The following is a 21947-nucleotide window of genomic DNA, read 5'->3' as shown; positions in this document are numbered from 1 at the left end:
CGCAGGCTTGCAGGTTGCGGCGGGGCAGTCAGCACCGCCGCAGGGCCATATCCGGCGGATAGACCGGAAAAATCTCTCAAGTGCCCTGCGCACATCTGCTGCAGGGCATTTTTGTTGTGTTTAACCACTGGACCCCGCTGGCCGATCCGGCAGGGACCACAGTATGGTGTTGCTCCATGGCGCGATACGTTTTCATCACTGGCGGCGTGGTTTCCTCGCTCGGGAAGGGTCTGGCATCGGCTGCGCTTGGCGCCCTGCTTCAGTCCCGCGGTTACAAGGTCCGGCTTCGCAAGCTCGACCCCTATCTCAACGTCGATCCGGGCACCATGAGCCCGTATCAGCACGGCGAAGTCTTCGTCACCGACGACGGCGCCGAGGCCGATCTTGATCTTGGTCATTACGAGCGCTTCACCGGGCGCCCGGCGACCAAGCAGGACAACATCACCACCGGCCGCATCTATCAGGACATCATCGCCAAGGAACGCCGCGGCGATTATCTGGGCGGCACCGTGCAGGTGATTCCGCATGTCACGGATGCCATCAAGGCCTTCGTGCTGGACGGCAATGACGATGTGGACTTCGTGCTGGTCGAGATCGGCGGCACGGTGGGCGACATCGAGGGGCTGCCGTTCTTCGAGGCGATTCGCCAGCTGGGCAATGACCTGCCGCGCGGACAGGCGATCTACATCCACCTGACGCTGATGCCCTATATCGCCAGCGCCGGCGAGATGAAGACCAAGCCGACCCAGCATTCGGTCAAGGAGCTGCGCTCCATCGGCATCCAGCCGGATATCCTGATGATCCGCTGCGACCGCCACATTCCGGAGAACGAGCGGCGCAAGCTGTCCCAGTTCTGCAATGTGCGGGAAAGCGCCGTCATTCCGGCCTATGACGTGGCCTCGATCTATGACGTGCCGATCGCCTATCACAAGGAAGGCCTCGACGAAGAAGTCCTCAAGGCTTTCGGCATCACCGGCGCACCGGCACCCAAGCTCGACCGCTGGGAAGAGATTTCCCGCCGCATCGCCAATCCGGAAGGCGAGGTGACCATCGCCATCGTCGGCAAGTACACCGTGCTGAAGGACGCCTACAAGTCGCTGATCGAGGCGCTTGTCCATGGCGGCATCGCCAACAACGTCAAGGTGAAGCTGCAGTGGATCGAATCCGAGACCTTCGAAAAGGAAGATCCGGCGCCCTATCTTGAGGGCGTGGCCGGTATCCTGGTGCCCGGCGGCTTCGGCGAGCGCGGCGCGGAAGGCAAGATTGCCGCTGCCCAGTTCGCCCGCACCCGCAACGTGCCTTACTTCGGCATCTGCTTCGGCATGCAGATGGCGGTGCTGGAAGCGGCCCGCAACCTTGCAGGCATCACCAAGGCCAGCTCGACCGAATTCGGCCCCGCCGAAGAGCCCGTGGTCGGCCTGATGACCGAATGGACGCGCGGCAACGAAAAGGAACTGCGCAACGCGGGTGATGACCTTGGCGGCACCATGCGCCTTGGCGCCTATCAGGCCGCGCTGAAGCCGGGGTCGCGCATTGCCGAAGTCTATGGCAGCACCCTCATTTCCGAGCGTCACCGTCACCGCTATGAGGTGAACATCGGCTACCGTGAGCAGCTGGAAAGCTGCGGCCTCGTTTTCGCAGGCACCTCGCCGGATGGCGTTCTGCCGGAGACGGTGGAAATCACCGGCCATCCGTGGTTCATCGGCGTGCAGTACCATCCGGAACTCAAGTCCCGGCCGTTCGAGCCGCACCCGCTGTTCGCCTCCTTCGTCGAGGCGGCCATCAAGCGCAGCCGTCTGGTCTGACGGCCATACGCATACAGCAGAGCTGGGCAGGGCAGGGAGTGAGGGGCATGGCAGCGGCGGCAAAGACACGCGGACTGGATCACGTTGTGATCGCGGTCCGGGATCTCGACCGTGCAGCAGAGGCCTTCGAGGCGCTCGGCTTCACGCTGACGCCACGCGCCCGCCATCCCTGGGGCACGGAAAACCGTCTGGTGCAGCTGGACGGAGCTTTCCTTGAACTTCTGACGGTTCCGGCCGGTGCCGCCATTGTCCCGGCCACGGGAACGGCCTTCTCGTTTGGCCGTTTCAATCAGGACTTCCTGGAAAAGCGGGAAGGGGCCTCCATGCTGGTGCTGGACAGCACCAGTGCGGCGGACGACCGTGCCGCCTTTGCTGCGGCCGGACTTCCGGTGTTCGATCCCTTCTCCTTTGGCCGGGAAGCGACTGCACCTGATGGCACGGTGCGCAAGGTCGGGTTTGACCTGACCTTCACCCGCGATGCGGATGCGCCGGAGACCGGATTCTTCACCTGCCACAACCTTTATCCGGAAAACTTCTGGAAGCCGGAGTTCCAGCGCCATGCCAATGGTGCAACAGCACTGGCCGAAGTGATTCTGGTGGCCCGGGATCCGGCAGATCACCACATCTTCCTCGAAGGCTTCACTGGCGTGCGGGAACTCAGGGCCACCAGCCTTGGCATCGAGTGCCAGACGGCCCGTGGCAAGATCTCGATCCTGTCGCCTGTCGCCTACCGCCATCTCTTCGGCGATGCGGCGGCCGATGCGCTGCCGGGCGGACTGCCCTGCATTGCGGCCCTTCGGGTGACGGGGGCAAGTGTTGCCGCCCGGTCCATAATTCCCGCTGAAAGCCTCTGCGGTGTGTCGCTGGTGCTGGAGCCGGCCTGACGCGGGATGTGTCAGGCCTGCCGGACTGTCTTCACCGGATGTTGACAGCTTCGTGGATAGTCTCAGAAAGTGTTTTTTCCGGGTTGCGCCCAGCCGCCTTCCGGCATAAACACACCGCCAGCAGACGGGCGCTCCGGCGCATCTGTTTCCCTAGCGGGAGCGAGTAGCTCAGTTGGTAGAGCAACTGACTTTTAATCAGTTGGTCCAGGGTTCGAGTCCCTGCTCGCTCACCACTTTCCCTTTTCCTGATTTTTGATCATTCATTCCATGTTGCCTTGTTGGGGATTGTCCCGCACGGCATTCGGAAACGCTGTTTTTGCATGAAGCAGATCATGCTTCCCATGCGTCTGCCGGACTCAGTTCAGCCGAAAGACTGTGAATCTGGTAAATTACACATCGTCAGTAGTGCAGATAAATTGGACTGTTTCGGCGAAAGATCACAAAAAGGAACCGGTCGCTTAAAAATTGACTGGAATGTGTACTGGCTTACTCATAAAATCTGATCACAGTAGGTGCGGTGGGTCGCAGGGGCTGAGGCATCCCGTTTGGGTTGCCGTTCGCCCCTTGGTATTTTTTGTCCTAACGCCAGAACAATCTCTGGCAGATTGGCTCGCTCGATGCCGGAAAACTCTGCTTCGCACTCGATGACCTCACCTGAGTTCGACTTCGTCAAAGCGAACATCGCAGCGACTCTCACCCTCGTGAACGCATTGATCCATCAAGGCGCGATCAACCGCGACCTGCTCGATGAGTTTCTGGCTGGCGTGATTTCCCAGCTGCCGCACAACCGTCAGACGCTCGCTTTGCGGCTGGTGCTGGACCAATGGCGCCAGGGACTGCGCGATGGCGGTGATGTTGGTGTCGTGATCCGGCCCAGCTTTGAGGTCGTCGACGGCGGACGCCAGGACAGCTGAGGTACGTTGCTCTTTCCTCATCCAGCCTGATGGGCTGAAGCGGCCGCGCCCCGTCTCTGTGGAGGCGGCGCGCCTCGCGGTAAGGTGATCGGCGTAAGTCCCATTCCTCACGGGATGCGCGGTTCTGCCATCTTCATTTCATCCCCTGCAATGCGGTAAGACCTGTCCATGCATTGCGCGGGCCCCGGGCGGGCACGGCAGATTCGCTGACAAAGGTGGCGGGAATGATTCAGGAAGTAACACTGGCAGGCGCTGTTTTCGCCGGAGTTCTGTCCTTCGTTTCCCCTTGCGTGCTGCCGCTTGTGCCGCCCTATCTTGGTTTTATTGCCGGAACCAGCCTGGAAGAGCTGTCCGCCGATGACCGGACAGACGAAGCGGTACGGCGCGTGTTCTTTGCCGCGCTTGCCTTCGTGGCGGGGTTCTCGACCGTTTTCGTGCTGCTTGGCGCCAGTGCTTCCTTCCTGGGGCAGATGGTGACGCAGCATATCCAGATCCTCGGCTATGTCGCCGGTGTGCTGACCATCGTCATGGGGCTGCATTTCCTCGGGCTCTTCCGCATTCCGCTGCTCTACCGGGAAGCGCGGGTCCATCTGGACCGCAAACCCGCTGGCCTCGCCGGAGCCTATGTGATCGGCCTCGCCTTCGGCTTCGGCTGGACCCCTTGCGTGGGGCCGGTTCTGGCGGCCATTCTGTTCGTCGCGGGCTCAGAGGAAACCGTGGCACGCGGCGCCATTCTCCTCAGCGCCTATGCCATGGGCCTCGGTATCCCGTTCCTGATCGCGGCGCTTTTTGCCGGCCCGTTCCTGCGCTTCATGCAGAGGGCGCGCCGCCACATGGGCAAGGTGGAGAAGGGGATGGGCGTGGTCCTGGTTCTCACCGGCATCATGTTCCTGACCGGCCAGATGGCTGTCTTCTCCTATTGGCTGCTCGAGACATTCCCGCAGTTTCAGGTGATCGGCTGATCCTCTCCAGATCACTGGAAACGGATCTCTGCCTACCGGAAACTCTCCAGAAGCGGCTCGCCCGAGAAGAGCGTGGGCGAACAGGCTTTCTGGTCCACTTCAAGACGCAGGCAGGCGACGGAGGCCGCAGCCGCATTGGCGAAAGGCCCGGCCAGAAGCCGCACGGACTCAGAACCCTCTTCAGCCGGCTGGGTCAGGGCGCGCAACCCGCTCATCTTGTCCGTATGGGCCGACGCGAAATTCTCCCAGCCGTCGCTCGCCGCGGAGCGTGAGGCATAACGGCCGATTTCAATGGCAAAGTCGCTGCGGCCAATACGGTCCGCGCTGCCAATGGTGCGTCCGGCCGGGTCAACCGGGCGGATCATCAGGGCTGCATCGAGGTCCTCAAGCTGGGTCTGTGCATCTTCTGGCGCGGGCTGGGGAGGAATGGCGGCGGTCGTATCAGGGGCGGGCGTGCCGGATACCGGCAACCCGACGATCCGTACCGGCCGCACCGGTTCCGGCGTTGAAGAAAGCGCCGCGGTCCGCCCCTCGTAGGAACTGCCAGGCGACTCGGGCACGGTTCCTGCCGGTGACATGATGGCGCTGATGTCCGAGGCGGCAAGAGGCTTGGCCGCAGAGGAGCTTGTTTCCGCCAGGGTTTCCGGGGCTGGCCGTGTCTCGACAGTGGCCTGTACCGTCTTGCGTGGATCGGGTCTGGGCAGGCTGACGGCAGCCTGTGGGCGCTCCGCATCCTTGGGATCAAGCTTCGGCAGATCCCCCGCATCGTGCAGCGGCTCGCTCCGCTGCGACGTGCCGGCGGCAATGTCGGCAAGCCTTGGCTGCGCGGGCGCGGGGATGCTGTTCTCTACCGAGCCGGTGATGAGGCCGCCGCCGGTGCCGGTTTCGAGCGAGGCGAGCCTGTTCGAATAGCCGTCGCTGAGCTCCGTCATCTGGAGGACACGGCGGCGCAAAGAGACCACCTCCCGCTGCAGCGTTTCCAGCCGTGCCTCGAGCAGCCGCATGGATTCCGCACCGCCCGTTCCAAGGGGAGAGGGGAGAATGCCGATGGAGACGGTTTCCCCATCCATCACGACGGCTTCCGTGCGGCCAATGCTGCCGGTTGGCCCGGAAACCTCGCCGGGAGGCGGCAGCATGATGCCTGCGTAAGCTTGACCGCCGGAGGGGCGTGCCGGAGCAAACCAGTAGGCCGAAAAGCCGACGGTGCCGAACAGGAGCGCAAAGAGAGCCCACGCGGCAATGTCGAGCCGTGCCCGGGCCATATCTGGCTCGGACGCCTTGACACCGGCATCCTTCTTGCGGCTCTCCACCTAGGCTATCCCGCTACGGCGAATCTGTTGCTATCCATGGGATATCTTGTCTCCAAACATGGTTAACGAACAGGGAATTACCGCGGTCCCAGGGAAGTCTTCTGCAGGGAACTGTGGATCGGCGGCTTGCATCTTTTGCAAAAGGGCGGGAAAAGGCTGGGCAAGGGTTCAGGGGCCTGCGAAAGCGCAGAGCGAGGTGCGCGGGCAGCCTGTGCCAATCAGCAAGACCGGCAGGAAGATCCCATGTCCAACCGCAGCCTCCTTTCCATCATCCTGGCCGCAGGCCTTGGAACACGCATGCAGTCCAGCTTGCCGAAGGTGATGCACGAGATCGGCAACCTGCCGCTGATCGGCCATGTGCTGAAGGCCGTGAGCGGTGACGGCAACCGCGTCGCCGTGGTCGTCGGGCCGGACATGCCGGCGCTGGAAGCGCTTGTTGCAAAGCTGTCGCCCGGCGCGAGCTGCCACGAGCAGACCGAACGGCTCGGAACGGCCCATGCGGCTCTCGCCGCCCGCAGCGCCCTGACGCCGGCAGCCGATGATGTGCTGGTGCTGTTTGGTGATACGCCTCTGGTGACGGCAGATGCCATCGCCCGCGTGCGGGCGGGGCTGGCGGCGGGAGCTGACGTGGCGGTTCTCGGTTTCGAAGCGGCCAATCCCTTTGGTTATGGCCGCTTGCTGATGCAAGGCGACCAGCTTCTTGCGATACGTGAGGAAAAAGATGCAAGCCCTGAAGAAAGAAAGATAACTTTCTCCAATTCTGGCATCATGGGCTTTCAGGGGGCTATTGCGGCCGACCTGCTGTCTGCGATCGGCAACGATAACGCCAAGGGCGAGTATTATCTGACTGACGCCGTGGAGATTGCCAATGCGCGCGGGCTGAAAGTGGTTGCCGCCACCACCAGCGAAGATGATGCGCGCGGCATTAACAACCGTTCTCAACTTGCTGAATGTGAAGAGATTTTCCAGAGCAGAATGCGCCGTGCCGCGCTGGAGCGCGGCGTCACGCTGCAGGCTCCCGCGACCGTCTTCTTCTCCCATGACACGGTGCTGGAGCCGGATGTTCTGGTCGAGCCCAATGTGGTTTTTGGGCCTGCCGTGCACGTTGCCTCCGGAACCCGCATCCGGGCCTTCAGTCATCTTGAGGGGGCAAAAGTTGGAGCGGATGCCACGGTCGGCCCCTATGCCCGTCTGCGCCCCGGTGCGGAACTGGCCCGCGATACCCATATCGGCAACTTCGTCGAGGTGAAGAACGGCAAGATCGGCGAAGGCGCCAAGGTCAATCACCTCAGCTACATCGGCGATGCCGTGGTGGGGGCAAAGACCAACATCGGCGCGGGTACCATCACCTGCAACTATGACGGTTTCGGCAAGCACCTGACGGAGATTGGCGCGGGCAGCTTCATCGGCTCCAACTCGACGCTCGTTGCGCCGGTAAAGATCGGTTCGGGCGCCTATGTGGCGGCTGGCAGCACGGTGACGGAAGCTGTTCCCGATGATGCACTTGTCATCGGCCGTGCCCGCCAGAGCGTGAAGGAAGACCGGGCCAAAGTGCTGCGCGTCCGCTTTGCTGCCGCCAAGGCCGCAAAGAAGAGCTGACGGATTGCTGCCTGTCATCGTCTGAAACAGGGTTTGATTTCAACAAACTGACCCGTCTCGTCTAACAGAGGCGGGTCAGATCGTTTCAAAGGGATTCATTTTCATGTGCGGCATCATTGGTATCGTCAGCCTGAGCGGCGTTGCACCGCGCCTCGTGGATGCGCTGAAGCGCCTTGAGTACCGGGGCTATGACTCGGCCGGCATTGCCACGCTGGAGAACGGCATCGTCACCCGCCGCCGCGCGGAAGGCAAGCTGCGCAATCTGGAAGCCGTATTGGAAAAGACACCGCTGCCGGGCGTCATCGGCATCGGCCACACCCGCTGGGCCACCCATGGCGCCCCGACCGTTTCCAACGCCCACCCGCATCAGAGCGGTGGCGTTGCCGTCGTGCATAACGGCATTATCGAGAACTATCAGGAACTGCGGGCCGAGGCGGTGGCCAAGGACTATCATCCGGTGACCGATACGGACACGGAAGTGGTGGCGCTGCTGGTCAATGCCGCGATGGATGAAGGGCTTGCGCCGAAGGAGGCAGTGGCCGCCGTGCTGCCGCGCCTGCGCGGCGCCTTCGCGCTCGCCTTCCTGTTCGAGGGCGAAGAGAACCTTTTGATCGGCGCAAGACGCGGCTCGCCGCTGGCCGTTGGCCACGGGGAAGGCGAGATGTTCCTGGGGTCAGACGCCATCGCGCTGGCACCTTTCACGGACCGGATCACCTATCTGGAAGAAGGCGACTGGGTCGTGCTCAGCCGTGACAGCCTCGCCATTTTCGACCGCCAGAATACGCCCGTCACGCGCCCGGAAAGCAAGTCGGCCGTCGGCGCTGCCATGATCGACAAGGGCAACTACCGTCACTTCATGGCCAAGGAAATCCACGAGCAGCCGGAAGTCATCGGCCACACCCTGTCGCGCTATCTGGACTTGAGCGCCCGCAAGGTGCGCCTGCCGGAAGGCACGTCGGTGGACTTCAGCAAGCTGACCCGCGTCGTCATGTCCGCCTGCGGCACGGCCTATTATGCCGGCCTCATCGGCAAGTACTGGTTCGAGAAATACGCCCGCCTGCCGGTGGAAATCGACGTTGCTTCCGAATTCCGCTACCGCGAGTTGCCCGTGTCGAAGGGCGAGATGGCGCTGTTCATCTCCCAGTCCGGCGAAACGGCGGATACGCTTGCCTCGCTGCGCTATTGCAAGCAGGAAGGCCTGACCATCGGCGCCATTGTCAACGTGCCGGAATCCACCATCGCCCGTGAGGCCGATGTGGTGTTCCCGACCGTCGCAGGCCCGGAGATCGGTGTTGCTTCCACCAAGGCCTTCACCTGCCAGCTGGCGGTTCTGGCGGCGCTCGCGGTCACCGCAGGCCGTCAGCGCGGCTTCATAACCGAAGCAGAAGAGGCCGAACTGGTCGGCGCTCTTGCCGAAGCGCCGGGTCTCGCCGTGCAGGCACTCGGCCTTGAGCCGCGCATCGAGAAGCTGGCTCCGGCCCTGTCCCGGGCATCGGATGTGCTGTATCTCGGCCGCAGCACCAGCTTCCCGCTGGCGCTGGAAGGGGCGCTGAAGCTCAAGGAACTGTCCTACATCCACGCCGAAGGCTATGCCGCCGGCGAGCTGAAGCATGGCCCGATCGCGCTCATTGACGAAAACATGCCGGTGATCGTCATCGCCCCGCATGACGCCCTCTATGAGAAGACCGTTTCCAACATGCAGGAAGTGGCGGCACGCGGCGGCAAGATCCTGCTCATCACCGACGAAAAGGGCGCTGCAGCCTCCGGCCTTGCGGCCAATGACCAGGTGGTGATGCCCGAACTGTCCGGCATCGTTGCGCCGATCATCTACGCCATTCCGACGCAGATGATCGCCTATCATGTGGCGGTGTTCATGGGCACGGATGTGGACCAGCCGCGCAACCTTGCCAAGTCGGTGACGGTGGAATGATCACGAGCCCCAAGCCCGTTATCGATACCTTCACCGAGGGGGACCGCCATCGTGTGGTCACCTTCTGGGGAGAGTGCGGCCTGACACGGCCCTGGAACGATCCGGACAAGGACATCGACCGCAAGGTCGCGGACAGTCCTTGGGGCTTCATCGTGCTGCGTCTGGGCAATGCCATCATCGGCAGCGCCATGTTCGGCTATGACGGGCACCGGGGCTCGGTGAATTATCTCAGTGTTCATCCGGCCCATCGCGGCAAGGGCTATGCCCGGCTGCTGATGCAGCATGGCGAAGCGCTGCTGCTCGCTCGCGGCTGCCCGAAGATCAATCTTCTGGTGCGGACCGGCAATGAAGAGGTAACCGGCCTCTACCGGCAGCTAGGCTATGTCCCCGACGATGTGGTGGAGCTGGGCAAGCGGCTAATCAAGGATGATTGATTTTATAAATCAATTGGGTGTGCAGAAAAACTGAAGCATAAATTTAGATAGCTTCAGCTGCGCGGGTAAGATGGCCGCGACAGAACATAGGCGGCGCAGGCCACCATGAAGGCCAGAACGCCGAGGGCCAGCGGCCAGCCGGGATGGGCGCCGAGCCAGAACATGCCATATCCGAAAGCCATGCCGCCCGTGGCATAGAGCTTGGCGCGCGGCGGGATGACGCCGTGCTCGCGCCAGGCGATGACCTGCGGCCCGATGGACGGATGGGCCAGAATGCGCGCCTCGAGTTCCGGAGAGGACTTGGCGAACATGGCGGCGGCGAGAATGAAGAAGATGGTGCCCGGCATGACCGGCAGGATGGCGCCAATCACTCCGAGGATCACACATAAAATTCCTGCTATCCGGTATGCTGCACGCCGCAAATCATCTCTCCGGTGTCCGTTTTTGCCCTATGATGCACCGCATGATGGGCGGGCCTGGAGCTGAAATCCGGAACTCTGCAATCCGGTTTACGCCCCTCAAGCCAAATAGGGAAGGCCGAATTCCCGGCAAGTGAAGCAAGAGGATATCGATGGAAGAGCCATCCAGCCAGGAAACAGCGGCGCATGACGTGCCGCACCGGACGCGAACAAGCTTTGGCGCAAGACTGCGCAACTCGTTTCTGGCAGGACTCGTCATTGCAGGGCCGGTGGGCATCACCCTCTGGCTGACATGGTCTTTCATCCAGTGGGTCGATGCCCTGGTCAAGCCCGCGCTTCCGCCGGCCTATAATCCGGATAACTATCTGCCCTTTGCTGTGCCGGGCTTCGGTCTGATCGTGGCCTTTTCGGCCTTGTCTCTCACGGGCTTTCTGGCGGCCAACTTCCTTGGCCGGACGCTCATAAACTTTGGCGAGCGCATCGTCGCAACGATGCCGCTTGTTCGTAGTCTTTACAAGGGATTGAAGCAGATTTTTGAGACTGTACTTGATGAAAAGGGAGCCAGTTTCAAGAAGGCCGCCCTGATCGAGTACCCCCGGAAGGGCACCTATGCCATCGTCTTTGTCGCGACCTCCGCCAAGGGCGAGGTGGCGCAGAAGCTGCCGGAGACGGAGGATGGCGGCGGGCATATGGCCGTATTCCTGCCGACCACGCCCAACCCGACCTCCGGCTATCTGCTCTATCTGCCGCGCAAGGATGTGATCGAACTGTCCATGACAGTCGAGGAAGCGGCAAAGCTGATCATCTCTGCCGGCCTGATTTCACCGGAGCATCCGAAAATCGCAGAGGCTTTGCCGGGTGATACCCCGCAGACGAAGGGCTGAGCTTCCGCCCGTGAAACTTACCCGGCCCGCAGCAGGCGGATCGCCTCGTCGCGGGAGAAGAGATAGAGCAGGGTGCGCAGGGCCTGACCGCGCGGGCCTTTCAGCTCCGGATCGGTCTCAAGGATCAGGCGGGCGTCGTCGCGGGCGGTTTCCATGAGGTCCGGCCGCGCCTCTTCGCCCGCAAGGCGGAAGCCGGGGGCGCCGGACTGTCGGGTGCCGAGGATTTCGCCTTCACCGCGCAGGCGCAGGTCTTCCTCGGCGATGAGGAAGCCGTCATTCGTCTCGCGCATCACCGCAAGGCGGGCGGCGGAGGTTTCGCCCAGCGGCCCCTTGTACAGCAGCACGCAGGAGGACGGCCTCTCGCCGCGCCCGACACGGCCGCGCAGCTGATGCAGCTGGGCAAGGCCGAAGCGTTCGGCATGCTCGATCACCATGATCGTCGCATCGGGCACGTCAACGCCCACCTCGATCACGGTGGTGGCGACGAGAACGCGGGCTTGGCCTTCCTTGAAGGCGGTCATGGCCACGTCCTTCTCTTCCGCGCTCATGCGGCCATGGACGAGGGCGACGGGCATTTTCAGTTCCTGCGACAGGTGCCGGTGCCGGTCCTCGACGGCAGCAAGGTCGACCTTCTCGGATTCCTCCACCAGCGGGCAGACCCAATAGACCTTCTGCCCCTCGGCCACCGCCGCCTTGATGCGCGCCACCATCTCGCCCATGCGCTCCAGCGATACGGAGACGGTGGTGATGGGCTTGCGGCCGGCCGGCTTGCCAATGAGGCGGGAGACGTCCATGTCGCCGAAATAGGTCAGCACCAGCGTGCGCGGGATCGGCGTTGCCGTCATCACCAGCACATCGACGCCCTTGCCCTTAGAGGAAAGCGCAAGGCGCTGATGCACGCCGAAGCGGTGCTGTTCGTCCACCACGGCAATGCCAAGGTTCTGGAACTCGACCGAGCCCTGAAACAGCGCATGAGTGCCGACGACCAGATCGATGCTGCCGTTCAGCAATCCGGCCTGCGTCTCGCGCCGCGTTTTGGCGCTGTCACGGCCGGTCAGCAAGGCAATGCGGATGCCGGAGGCTTCGCACAGCGGAGCCATGGAGGCAAAATGCTGGCGGGCGAGGATTTCGGTTGGCGCCATCATGGCTGCCTGCGCGCCGGATTCGATCACGGCGGCCATGGCCAACAGAGCGACGATGGTCTTGCCCGCGCCCACGTCACCCTGCACCAGCCGCAGCATGCGGTGGGGGCTGGCCAGATCCGCCTCGATCTCGGCAACTGCCTGCGTCTGGCCTTCGGTGAGCGTGAAGGGCAGGGCAGCGAGGATCTTTGCCTTCAGCGCGCCGCTGGCCATGCGCGGCGCGCCATCCAGCTTGCGCATGGTGGCGCGCGCCAGAGCCAGTGCCAGCTGGTTGGCGAGATATTCGTCATAGGCAAGGCGGGCGCGGAAAGGGGATTCGGGGCCAAGATCGCCCGCCTTTTCCGGCCGGTGCATCCGCGCCAGTGCCTCATCGAAATCCGGCCAGCCCTTGCGGGCGGCAAATTCCGGGTCGAGCCAGTCCGGCATCACTGGCAGACGGCCAAGCCCTGCGGCAATGGCCTTCAGCAGGGTGCGCGAGGCAAGGCCTGCGGTCATCGGATAGACCGGCTCCACATCCGGCATGGTGTCGGCCTCTTCGGGCGTCAGCACATAGTCCGGATGCACCATCTGCGGGCGCTCGTTGAACCATTCCACCTTGCCGGAGATGATCCGCCGCCCGCCCACGGGCAGGGTCTTTTCCAGCCAGTCGCGGTGGGCATGGAAGAAGACAAGGGCGATCTCGCCGGTCGGGTCGCTCGCAATGATGCGATAGGGCGCCTTGCCCTGGCGCGGCGAGGGCAGGTGCCGCTCCACCACCACGTCCAGCGTTGCGATCTCGCCATTCTCCGAGTGTGCGATGCCCGGCCGGCGGCGCCGGTCGATCACCCCATGCGGCAGGTGAAACAGCAGATCGAGAACGCTGGCCTCGCGCCCCGGCGTGCTGCCGGTCAGCCCGTCCAGCAGCTTGGCGATCTTCGGGCCGATGCCGGGCAGCACCGAAACCGGAGCAAACAGGGGATCGAGAAGAGAAGGACGCATGGCACAGGAATCCGCAACACCGATGCCGCGTTTTGGCATGGTCTGGCGGCAAGGGCAATGAAACCTCTTGAACCTTCAGGACATGCACCCCAAAACCTTGACCTGACAGAGCCGGTTTGCGGCGCTATATAGCACGGATGACGTGCTGTCCCGTTTGCGCCGGACGCGGAAACCCCGCGCTCCGGCTGCAGGCGTCAGGATGGCATGAGCCCGGCAATGCGGAGAGACATGATGAGCGGCACAAGCGCAGATATGGCACCAGCACAGGATGATGCCCTGACCCACCGCAAGAAGCGCATCCTGTTCCGCACCTGGCACCGGGGCATGAAGGAGATGGACCTTCTGTTCGGCGGCTTTGCCCAATCCGAGCTCGACAAGCTGACGGCAGCCGAGCTTGACGAGATGGAAGAACTGATCAACGTCAATGATCAGGACCTCTTCGCCTGGATCACCGGCAGCAAGCCCGTTCCGGCAGAATGGGACCGCCCGCTCTACCGGCGCATGCTCGCCTTCCACAACATCACGTCCAGCCGCACCGCCTGATCCGGACGGATCGCCAGTCCGCAAAAGCGCCTTCGCGCGCCGCACAGCATTTCAGGGAAAAGAACCGTGTTCGAGAGCCTTCTCCGCGACAAGGGCAACATCACGCTGGCCAGCGTGCCGGATGGGGCCGAGGCGCTGGCGCTTGCACGCATTCTGGACGAGGGGCCGAAGCAGGGGCTTTGCGCCGTCTTCGTCGCCCGCGATGCCACGCGGGCGCAGGGGCTGATCGAGGCGCTGAGCTTCTTTGCGCCCGATGTGGAAGCCTTGTCTCTGCCTGCCTGGGACTGTCTGCCCTATGACCGTGTGTCGCCGAACCCGGCCATCAGCGCCCGGCGGCTGCTGGTGCTGGGCGAGCTGGCGCGGGGCTTGGAAGGTTCTGGCCGCAAGGTGCTGGTCACCACCGTCAACGCTGCCGTGCAGCGGCTGCCGGAGCGCAGCTGGGTGGCTGGCCAGACCTTCTCCTTGAGCGCAGGCACGCGCGCGGATCTCACCTCCATTGCTGCCTGGCTGGAGCTGAACGGCTTTTCGCGCACGCCGACCGTGCGCGAGACCGGCGAATATGCGGTGCGCGGCGGCATTCTCGATCTCTTCGCGCCCGGCGCGGAAGCCCCCGTCCGCCTCGACTTCTTCGGTGATACGCTGGAGACCGTGCGCGCCTTTGATCCGGAGAGCCAGCGCACTACGGCGCCGGTGAAGAAGCTGGATCTGGTGCCGATGAGCGAGGTGGTGCTGACGGAAGAGGCGATCTCCCGTTTCCGCCGCAACTACATCGGCCGCTTCGGCGCGGCGCGGCGTGAGGATATTCTCTACCAGTCGGTCAGCGAGGGCCGCCGCTATGCCGGCATGGAGCACTGGCTGCCGCTGTTCCACGAAACGCTGGAAACCCTGTTCGACTATGTGGAGGGTGTGCCGCTCGTCCTTGATTCCCGCGCAGCCGACGCCCTGCGCGAGCGGCTGGATCAGGTGGCCGAGCACTACACCGCCCGCAAGGACGCGCTCGACAACGGCCATCTGGCCGGCTCCGTGCCCTATATGCCGGTGGAAACCGGCGGGCTCTATCTGGCGCCGGAGGAATGGACGTCACGCCTCGCCGATGCCGCCAGCTGCCAGATGGATGTATTCACGCCGCCGCCGGGTTCTGGCCGTCAGGTGGTGGATTTCGCCGGGCGTCAGGGCCGCAACTTCGCCGCAGAGCGTGCCGCTGGCGACGTCAACATCTTCGATGCGCTGGTGCGCCATGTGCGGGCGCTGGTGGCCGAAGAGCGCAAGGTCATCCTGTCCTGCTGGAGCGAAGGCTCGCGCGACCGTCTGGGGCAGATCCTGTTCGACCACGGGCTGGAGCTGGCCGCGCCTGCCGATACCTTTGCCAACATGCAGGCCTTGCCGCCGCGCACGGTGGCGCTCAGCCTTCTCGGCCTTGAAACCGGCTTCGAGGTGGACCGGCTGGTCTTCATCTCCGAGCAGGACATTCTCGGCGACCGGCTGGTGCGCAAGGGGCGGCGCAAGGCCAAGGGCGCCAATGTCCTCACCGAGGCCACCAGCCTGTCGGAAGGCGATCTCGTCGTCCACGTGGACCACGGTATCGGCCGCTTCATCGGCCTGAAGACCATCGAGGCGCTTGGCGCGCCGCATGACTGCCTGGAACTGCAGTATCACGGCGGCGACAAGCTTTATCTGCCGGTCGAGAACATCGAACTTCTGACGCGCTACGGCTCGGAAGAGACCGATGTGCAGCTCGACAAGCTGGGCGGCGGGGCCTGGCAGGCGCGCAAGGCGCGCATGAAGAAGCGCATTCTTGAGATTGCCGATGGCCTGATCAAGACCGCAGCCGCCCGTGCGCTCAAGACCGCGCCTGTGATCGAAACGCCGGAAGGCGTCTATGACGAGTTCGCCACCCGCTTCCCCTATGACGAGACGGAAGACCAGCTGACCGCCATCGATGCGGTGTTCGAGGACCTGTCCTCGGGCCGCCCGATGGACCGGCTGGTCTGCGGTGATGTGGGCTTCGGCAAGACGGAAGTGGCCCTGCGCGCCGCCTTTGTTGCGGCCATGTCCGGCCGTCAGGTGGCGGTTGTGGTGCCGACCACGCTGCTTGCCCGCCAGCATTTCCGCACCTTTTCGACGCGCTTCCACGGGTTGCCGGTCAACGTCGCCCATGCCTCGCGCCTCGTCAGCCCGAAGGAGCTTTCGGCGGCGAAGAAGGGCCTGGAGGATGGCTCGGTCGATATCGTCGTCGGCACCCATGCGCTGCTCGGCACGGGCGTGAAGTTCCGCGATCTCGGCCTTCTCATCATCGACGAGGAGCAGCATTTCGGCGTGAAGCACAAGGAGCGGCTGAAGGAGCTGAAGTCGGACGTGCATGTGCTGACGCTTTCGGCCACGCCCATTCCGCGCACCCTGCAGCAGGCACTGACGGGCCTGCGCGAGTTGTCGCTGATCGCCACGCCGCCGGTGGACCGCCTTGCCGTGCGCACCTTCATCTCGCCGCTGGACCCGTTGGTCGTACGCGAGGCGCTGCTGCGCGAGCATTACCGTGGCGGCCAGAGCTTCTATGTCTGCCCGCGTGTGTCCGACCTTGCTGAACGGGCGGAGTTCCTCGCCGAAAGCGTGCCGGAGGTGAAGGTGGCCATCGCCCATGGCCAGATGGCGGCGGGTCAGCTGGAAGACGTGATGAATGCCTTCTACGAGGGCAAGTATGACGTGCTGCTGTCCACCACCATCGTGGAATCGGGCCTCGACATCCCCACCGCCAACACGCTGATCGTGCACCGGGCCGACATGTTCGGTCTCGCCCAGCTTTACCAGATCCGGGGCCGCGTCGGCCGCTCCAAGACCCGCGCCTATGCGCTGTTCACCGTGCCTGCTGCCGGCAAGCTGACGGCGACGGCGGAGCGCCGCCTCAAGGTGCTGCAATCGCTGGAAAACCTCGGCGCCGGCTTCCAGCTGGCCAGCCACGACCTCGACATTCGCGGCGCGGGCAATCTTCTGGGCGAAGAGCAGTCCGGCCACATCAAGGAAGTGGGCTATGAGCTGTACCAGCAGATGCTGGAAGAGGCGGTGGCCCAGCTGAAGGATGGCGGGAACGAGCTTGGTGAAGACCAGTGGTCGCCGCAGATCAATGTGGGCACGCCGGTCCTCATCCCGGAAGACTATGTGCCCGATCTCAACCTGCGCCTGTCGCTCTACCGGCGCCTCGCCGATCTGACGGAAGCGCAGGAGATCGATGCCTTTGGCGCGGAGATGATCGACCGCTTCGGTCCGCTGCCGGAAGAAGTGCAGCACCTGCTGAAGATCGTCTTCATCAAGGGCCTGTGCCGCAAGGCCAATGTGGAGAAGGTGGATTCGGGGCCGAAGGGAATCGTCATTTCCTTCCGCAACAGCGAGTTTGCCAATCCGGCAGGGCTAGTCGGCTACATCGCGGAGCAGGGCGTTCTGGCCAAGATCCGCCCGGATCAGAAGGTGGTTCTTTCACGCGACTGGGAGCGCGCGGAAGACCGGCTGAAGGGAACCGCCGTCATCATGTCCAAGCTGGCAAAGCTGGCCGGAGGTGGCAAGGCGGCAGCTTGAGCCGGGAGGATCGGGGCGGGGCCGAACAGAATTGAGCAGCGCAGAGCGGGGGCAGGGCGCAGGCCTTCTCCCATCACGCCTTTTGCGCTCCTTCAAGGCTGTTGTGCAAACCCCGCCGCAGCAACAGATTTCCGGACAGCCGCCACAATTGCGCAAGACTCTGTTAAGCGAGTCCCGGCACACTGCGAGGAGTTTCAGACCCCACGTGTCCAGTAGGTCGACAAGTGCCCGCAACCACCCGTCAGCGCAAAAAATCCTTTCTCGGCAGTCTCGTTATCCCGGTCGCATCAGCTGCTGTGCTTGGTTATTTTGCCTTTCATGCGGTGAATGGCGAATTCGGCATGGCCGGGCGCGAGCGTCTGGACCGTCAGGTGGCCCAGCTTGAGGCGGAACTGGCAGAGATCAAGTCGGTGCGCGAGCATCTGGCCACGCGCGTGGCGCTGCTGCGCCCGGAAAGCCTTGATCCGGATATGGTGGATGAGCGCGCCCGCGTCATCCTCAACGTCGTGCAGGCGGATGAGCTGATCATCATGCGCGGCCGCTCCGTTGCGGCGAGATAACTGAAAAACAGTTTATATCGCCAAAATAACCGAAATCAGGTTAAGTGATAAAAATCAAATCATTTCAGTTGGTTGGTCAGTATTACCGCGCTGCACTCAACCTCTTGGATTGACAACGGCAAGCGGTTACCTTCCGCTTGCTGTCTAGGGGAAACGCCACGCAGAGACGAGGGACATGGCCGCTACAAAACAATCTTCCGCCGGCGCACGCGCGAAGGGCGCGTCCGGTCAGGGTGGTGCGGGCAATGCTGCTGCCGCCATCGCAAAATTCACGAAGGACGAAGAGCTTCACGCCTACCGTGAAATGCTCCTGATCCGCCGCTTCGAAGAAAAGGCCGGCCAGCTTTATGGCATGGGCCTCATCGGCGGTTTCTGCCACCTTTACATCGGTCAGGAAGCTGTCGTCGTCGGCATGCAGATGGCCAAGGTGGATGGTGACCAGATGATCACCGGTTACCGCGACCACGGCCACATGCTGGCCATGGACCTTGACCCGAAGGGCGTCATGGCCGAGCTGACCGGCCGCCGTGGCGGCCTGTCGAAGGGGAAGGGCGGCTCGATGCACATGTTCTCCAAGGAGAAGCACTTCTATGGCGGTCACGGCATCGTCGGTGCGCAGGTTGCGCTCGGCACCGGCCTTGGCTTTGCCAACAAGTACCGCGGCAACGGCAACGTCGCCATGGCCTTCTTCGGAGACGGTGCGTCCAACCAGGGCCAGGTCTACGAGAGCTTCAACATGGCCCAGCTGTGGAAGCTGCCGGTCGTGTATGTGATCGAGAACAACAAATACGGCATGGGCACGAGCGTCGAGCGCGCTTCGGCCACCACCGACCTGTCCCAGCGCGGTGCCTCCTTCGGCATTCCGGGCGAGCAGGTTGACGGCATGGACGTGCGCGCCGTGAAGGCCGCTTCCGACCGGGCGCTTGCCTGGTGCCGTGAAGGCAATGGCCCCTACATCCTGGAAATGGTGACCTACCGCTACCGCGGCCACTCCATGTCCGACCCGGCGAAGTACCGCTCCAAGGACGAAGTCCAGAAGATGCGCACCGAGCATGACCCGATCGAACAGGTGCGCGCCCGCGTGCTTGAAAACGGCTGGGCCACCGAGGACGATCTGAAGGAACTCGACAAGGACGTGCGCGCCATCGTCGCCGAATCGGCGGAGTTTGCGCAGAACGATCCGGAGCCGGATGTGTCCGAGCTCTACACCGACATTCTGCTTTAAGGCCGGGGGGAATACATGCCGATCGATATTCTGATGCCGGCTCTCTCGCCGACCATGGAAGAGGGCAAGCTGTCCAAGTGGCTCAAGGCCGAGGGCGACAGCGTCAAGGCTGGCGACGTGATCGCCGAAATTGAAACCGACAAGGCAACCATGGAAGTGGAAGCCGTGGACGAGGGCACGCTGGGCAAGATCCTGGTGGCCGAAGGCTCCGAGAACGTCAAGGTCAACACCAAGATCGCCGTTCTTCTCGCCGAAGGTGAGGATGCTTCTGCGGCTGAGGCCAGTGCTTCGGCCCCGGCAGCTGCACCTGCTCCGGCCGCTCCCGCACCTGCCGCCGCAGCTCCGGCTGCCGCTGCCCCGGTTCCGGCCCAGCCGGTCACGTCCGGCTCTGCCGACAGCGATGCTCCGGCCGGCACCGAGATGGTGTCCATGACCGTGCGCGAAGCGCTGCGCGATGCCATGGCCGAGGAAATGCGCCGTGATGGCGACGTCTTCATCATGGGTGAGGAAGTTGCCGAGTACCAGGGCGCCTACAAGATCACGCAAGGGCTGCTGGACGAATTCGGTGCCAAGCGCGTCATCGACACGCCGATCACCGAGCACGGCTTTGCCGGTCTTGCCACCGGCGCTGCCATGACGGGCCTGAAGCCCATCGTCGAGTTCATGACGTTCAACTTCGCCATGCAGGCGATTGACCACATCATCAACTCCGCCGCCAAGACGCTCTACATGTCCGGCGGCCAGATGGGTGCGCCGATCGTCTTCCGCGGCCCGAACGGCGCTGCGGCGCGCGTGGGTGCCCAGCACAGCCAGGACTATGCCTCCTGGTATGCCCACATCCCGGGCCTCAAGGTCATCCAGCCTTGGTCGGCTGCCGATGCCAAGGGCCTGCTGAAGGCAGCGATCCGCGACCCGAACCCGGTCATCTTCCTCGAAAACGAGATCCTCTACGGCCAGTCCTTCGAGGTTCCGAAGGTCGATGACTTTGTCCTGCCGATCGGCAAGGCCAAGATCGAGCGCGCCGGTACGGACGTGACCATCGTCTCCTGGGGTATCGGCATGACCTATGTCATGAAGGCCGTCGACGAACTGGCAGCCATGGGCATCTCGGCGGAAGTCGTGAACCTGCGCATCATCCGTCCGCTCGACATCGACACGGTGCTCGCCTCCGTCCGCAAGACGGGCCGCTGCGTCACGGTGGAAGAAGCCTTCCCGGTCTGCTCGGTTTCCTCGGAAATCGGCTATCAGGTTCAGGAAAAGGCCTTCGACTTCCTCGATGCCCCGATCCTGCGCGTGACCGGCAAGGACGTTCCGATGCCCTATGCCGCAAACCTTGAAAAGCTGGCCCTGCCATCTGTCAAGGAAGTCATCGACGCCGTGAAGGCTGTCACCTACAGGGACTGAGGCGAGGGAGGCCGCAATGCCGATCAACATCACAATGCCGGCCCTCTCTCCCACCATGGAAGAGGGCAACCTGGCCAAGTGGCTGGTGAAGGAAGGTGACAAGGTTTCTCCCGGCGACGTGATCGCCGAGATCGAAACCGACAAGGCGACCATGGAAGTGGAAGCCGTGGACGAGGGCACGGTCGCCAAGATCGTGGTCGCCGCCGGGACGCAGGGCGTCAAGGTCAACACCCTGATCGCCGTGCTCGCCGGTGAAGGCGAGGACGCATCTGCTGCCGCTGCCGCTCCGGCCGCTGCACCCGCCAAGGCGGAAGCCGCTCCGGCCAAGGCTGAAGCCGCTGCTGCTCCGGCCGCTTCCGCGCCGGCTGCTGCCGGTCCGGCTCCGGTCAGTGCATCGGGCGAGCGCATCTTTGCCTCGCCGCTTGCCCGGCGTCTGGCGTCGCAGAACGGTCTGGACCTCAAGGCGATCGCAGGCTCCGGCCCGCATGGCCGTATCGTCCAGCGCGACATTGAAGCCGCGCTGAAGTCCGGCACCGGCAAGGCAGCTCCGGCTGCTGCCGCCGCTCCTGCCGAGGCTCCGAAGGCCGCTGCCGCTGCAGCGCCCGCCGGTCCCTCCAAGGAGCAGGTGCTCAAGCTCTTCGCCGAAGGCTCCTACGAGCTGGTGCCGCATGACGGCATGCGCAAGACCATCGCCAAGCGCCTCACCGAGTCCAAGCAGACGATCCCGCACTTCTATGTGTCGCTCGACTGCGAACTCGACGCGCTTCTGGCCCTGCGCGCCCAGCTCAACGACGCGGCTCCGAAGTCCAAGGACGGCAAGCCGGCCTACAAGCTCTCGGTCAATGACATGGTCATCAAGGCCATGGCTCTGGCCCTGCGCGATGTGCCGGATGCGAACGTCTCGTGGACGGACGATGCCATGGTCAAGCACAAGCACGCCGATGTCGGCGTCGCCGTGTCGATCCCGGGCGGTCTGATCACCCCGATCATCCGCAGCGCAGAGCAGAAGGCCCTGTCCACCATATCCAACGAGATGAAGGATCTGGGCCAGCGCGCCAAGGACCGCAAGCTGAAGCCGGAAGAGTACCAGGGCGGCACCACCGCCGTGTCCAACATGGGCATGATGGGCGTGAAGAGCTTCTCGGCCGTGGTCAACCCGCCGCATGCCACCATTCTGGCAGTCGGCGCGGGCGAGCAGCGTCCTGTCGTCAGGAATGGCGCGCTGGCTGTGGCCACCGTCATGACGGTAACGCTCTCCACCGACCACCGCTGCGTGGACGGCGCTCTGGGCGCGGAACTTCTCGGCGCCTTCAAGGGCTACATCGAGAACCCGATGAGCATGCTGGTCTGAGTGACCCTCAGCGAGGCCCCGGCAGGTCCGGGGCCT

General features: G+C 63.6%; 18 protein-coding genes and 1 tRNA gene. 16 read left to right on the top strand and 3 right to left on the bottom strand.

Annotation, left to right across the window (positions count from 1 at the left end; genetic code table 11):
- Positions 1 to 176: 176 nt before the first annotated feature.
- From AC0CMF_RS03970 to AC0CMF_RS03945, 6 genes are all read left to right on the top strand, one after another.
- Entirely contained in the window at positions 177 to 1805 is a 1629-nt protein-coding gene (locus AC0CMF_RS03970; protein ID WP_050471560.1) for a CTP synthase, read from the top strand.
- Positions 1806 to 1852: 47 nt separating this feature from the next.
- A complete protein-coding gene (locus tag AC0CMF_RS03965; protein WP_374628253.1) occupies positions 1853 to 2689 on the top strand; it encodes a VOC family protein in 837 nt (278 codons plus the stop codon).
- 157 nt (positions 2690 to 2846) lie between these two features.
- Positions 2847 to 2922, top strand: a tRNA-Lys gene (locus AC0CMF_RS03960).
- Positions 2923 to 3009: 87 nt separating this feature from the next.
- Entirely contained in the window at positions 3010 to 3192 is a 183-nt protein-coding gene (locus tag AC0CMF_RS03955) for a hypothetical protein (RefSeq protein ID WP_152967463.1), read from the top strand.
- A gap of 114 nt (positions 3193 to 3306) precedes the next feature.
- Positions 3307 to 3603 (top strand): hypothetical protein, encoded by a 297-nt coding sequence (locus AC0CMF_RS03950; protein WP_050471558.1) that lies wholly within the window; start codon positions 3307 to 3309, stop codon positions 3601 to 3603.
- 224 nt (positions 3604 to 3827) lie between these two features.
- The gene (locus AC0CMF_RS03945) at positions 3828 to 4565 is read left to right on the top strand and encodes a cytochrome c biogenesis CcdA family protein (protein WP_374628251.1); all 738 of its coding nucleotides are present in this window, start codon (positions 3828 to 3830) and stop codon (positions 4563 to 4565) included.
- Between the two features lie 32 nt (positions 4566 to 4597).
- Here AC0CMF_RS03945 and AC0CMF_RS03940 read toward each other — a convergent pair whose 3' ends face one another.
- Entirely contained in the window at positions 4598 to 5875 is a 1278-nt protein-coding gene (locus AC0CMF_RS03940; protein ID WP_374628249.1) for a hypothetical protein, read from the bottom strand.
- Positions 5876 to 6118: 243 nt separating this feature from the next.
- Here AC0CMF_RS03940 and glmU point away from each other — a divergent pair, with 243 nt between their 5' ends.
- From glmU to AC0CMF_RS03925, 3 genes are all read left to right on the top strand, one after another.
- Positions 6119 to 7474, top strand: coding sequence for a bifunctional UDP-N-acetylglucosamine diphosphorylase/glucosamine-1-phosphate N-acetyltransferase GlmU (glmU, locus tag AC0CMF_RS03935; protein ID WP_374628247.1), 1356 nt, complete (start codon positions 6119 to 6121; stop codon positions 7472 to 7474).
- A 103-nt stretch (positions 7475 to 7577) separates the two neighbouring features.
- Positions 7578 to 9404, top strand: coding sequence for a glutamine--fructose-6-phosphate transaminase (isomerizing) (glmS, locus tag AC0CMF_RS03930; protein ID WP_123194256.1), 1827 nt, complete (start codon positions 7578 to 7580; stop codon positions 9402 to 9404).
- Positions 9401 to 9838, top strand: a complete 438-nt coding sequence (locus AC0CMF_RS03925) for a GNAT family acetyltransferase (protein WP_374628246.1) — start codon at positions 9401 to 9403, stop codon at positions 9836 to 9838. Before glmS ends, AC0CMF_RS03925 begins: the two co-directional genes overlap by 4 nt.
- Before the next feature lie 53 nt (positions 9839 to 9891).
- On the opposite strand, the gene AC0CMF_RS03920 is transcribed toward AC0CMF_RS03925, so the two are convergent.
- Positions 9892 to 10260 (bottom strand): YbaN family protein, encoded by a 369-nt coding sequence (locus AC0CMF_RS03920; RefSeq protein ID WP_082205793.1) that lies wholly within the window; start codon positions 10258 to 10260, stop codon positions 9892 to 9894.
- Positions 10261 to 10409: 149 nt separating this feature from the next.
- Here AC0CMF_RS03920 and AC0CMF_RS03915 point away from each other — a divergent pair, with 149 nt between their 5' ends.
- On the top strand, positions 10410 to 11141 hold the full coding sequence (locus AC0CMF_RS03915) for a DUF502 domain-containing protein (protein WP_050471551.1): 732 nt from the start codon (positions 10410 to 10412) through the stop codon (positions 11139 to 11141).
- 17 nt (positions 11142 to 11158) lie between these two features.
- Here AC0CMF_RS03915 and recG read toward each other — a convergent pair whose 3' ends face one another.
- Entirely contained in the window at positions 11159 to 13261 is a 2103-nt protein-coding gene (recG, locus tag AC0CMF_RS03910; RefSeq protein ID WP_472481010.1) for an ATP-dependent DNA helicase RecG, read from the bottom strand.
- A gap of 228 nt (positions 13262 to 13489) precedes the next feature.
- Between recG and AC0CMF_RS03905 the strand changes: the two genes are divergently transcribed.
- From AC0CMF_RS03905 to AC0CMF_RS03880, 6 genes are all read left to right on the top strand, one after another.
- Complete coding sequence (locus AC0CMF_RS03905; protein ID WP_374628244.1) at positions 13490 to 13804, top strand: FAD assembly factor SdhE; 315 nt, start codon at positions 13490 to 13492, stop codon at positions 13802 to 13804.
- A gap of 66 nt (positions 13805 to 13870) precedes the next feature.
- A complete protein-coding gene (mfd, locus tag AC0CMF_RS03900; protein ID WP_374628243.1) occupies positions 13871 to 17371 on the top strand; it encodes a transcription-repair coupling factor in 3501 nt (1166 codons plus the stop codon).
- A gap of 296 nt (positions 17372 to 17667) precedes the next feature.
- A complete protein-coding gene (locus tag AC0CMF_RS03895) occupies positions 17668 to 17931 on the top strand; it encodes an FtsB family cell division protein (protein ID WP_082205821.1) in 264 nt (87 codons plus the stop codon).
- Between the two features lie 175 nt (positions 17932 to 18106).
- Complete coding sequence (gene pdhA / locus AC0CMF_RS03890) at positions 18107 to 19156, top strand: pyruvate dehydrogenase (acetyl-transferring) E1 component subunit alpha (RefSeq protein WP_050471548.1); 1050 nt, start codon at positions 18107 to 18109, stop codon at positions 19154 to 19156.
- Positions 19157 to 19171: 15 nt separating this feature from the next.
- On the top strand, positions 19172 to 20560 hold the full coding sequence (locus tag AC0CMF_RS03885; RefSeq protein WP_472481007.1) for a pyruvate dehydrogenase complex E1 component subunit beta: 1389 nt from the start codon (positions 19172 to 19174) through the stop codon (positions 20558 to 20560).
- Between the two features lie 16 nt (positions 20561 to 20576).
- Positions 20577 to 21911, top strand: coding sequence for a pyruvate dehydrogenase complex dihydrolipoamide acetyltransferase (locus AC0CMF_RS03880; protein ID WP_374628240.1), 1335 nt, complete (start codon positions 20577 to 20579; stop codon positions 21909 to 21911).
- The last annotated feature ends 36 nt before the right edge of the window (positions 21912 to 21947 follow it).

The organism is Pannonibacter sp. CBAS1226, assembly GCF_055685825.1.
Note: the sequence above shows the minus strand (reverse complement) of the source record. Positions and strands in the feature narration are given on the sequence as shown.

Excerpts from the sequence above, each read along its gene's own strand:
- AC0CMF_RS03970 (WP_050471560.1), top strand. The coding sequence starts at position 177 with ATGGCGCGATACGTTTTCATCACTGGCGGCGTGGTTTCCTCGCTCGGG.
- AC0CMF_RS03965 (WP_374628253.1), top strand. The coding sequence starts at position 1,853 with ATGGCAGCGGCGGCAAAGACACGCGGACTGGATCACGTTGTGATCGCG.
- AC0CMF_RS03955 (WP_152967463.1), top strand. The coding sequence starts at position 3,010 with ATGAAGCAGATCATGCTTCCCATGCGTCTGCCGGACTCAGTTCAGCCG.
- AC0CMF_RS03950 (WP_050471558.1), top strand. The coding sequence starts at position 3,307 with ATGCCGGAAAACTCTGCTTCGCACTCGATGACCTCACCTGAGTTCGAC.
- AC0CMF_RS03945 (WP_374628251.1), top strand. The coding sequence starts at position 3,828 with ATGATTCAGGAAGTAACACTGGCAGGCGCTGTTTTCGCCGGAGTTCTG.
- glmU (WP_374628247.1), top strand. The coding sequence starts at position 6,119 with ATGTCCAACCGCAGCCTCCTTTCCATCATCCTGGCCGCAGGCCTTGGA.
- glmS (WP_123194256.1), top strand. The coding sequence starts at position 7,578 with ATGTGCGGCATCATTGGTATCGTCAGCCTGAGCGGCGTTGCACCGCGC.
- AC0CMF_RS03925 (WP_374628246.1), top strand. The coding sequence starts at position 9,401 with ATGATCACGAGCCCCAAGCCCGTTATCGATACCTTCACCGAGGGGGAC.
- AC0CMF_RS03915 (WP_050471551.1), top strand. The coding sequence starts at position 10,410 with ATGGAAGAGCCATCCAGCCAGGAAACAGCGGCGCATGACGTGCCGCAC.
- recG (WP_472481010.1), bottom strand. The coding sequence starts at position 13,261 with ATGCGTCCTTCTCTTCTCGATCCCCTGTTTGCTCCGGTTTCGGTGCTG.
- AC0CMF_RS03905 (WP_374628244.1), top strand. The coding sequence starts at position 13,490 with ATGATGAGCGGCACAAGCGCAGATATGGCACCAGCACAGGATGATGCC.
- pdhA (WP_050471548.1), top strand. The coding sequence starts at position 18,107 with ATGGCCGCTACAAAACAATCTTCCGCCGGCGCACGCGCGAAGGGCGCG.
- AC0CMF_RS03885 (WP_472481007.1), top strand. The coding sequence starts at position 19,172 with ATGCCGATCGATATTCTGATGCCGGCTCTCTCGCCGACCATGGAAGAG.
- AC0CMF_RS03880 (WP_374628240.1), top strand. The coding sequence starts at position 20,577 with ATGCCGATCAACATCACAATGCCGGCCCTCTCTCCCACCATGGAAGAG.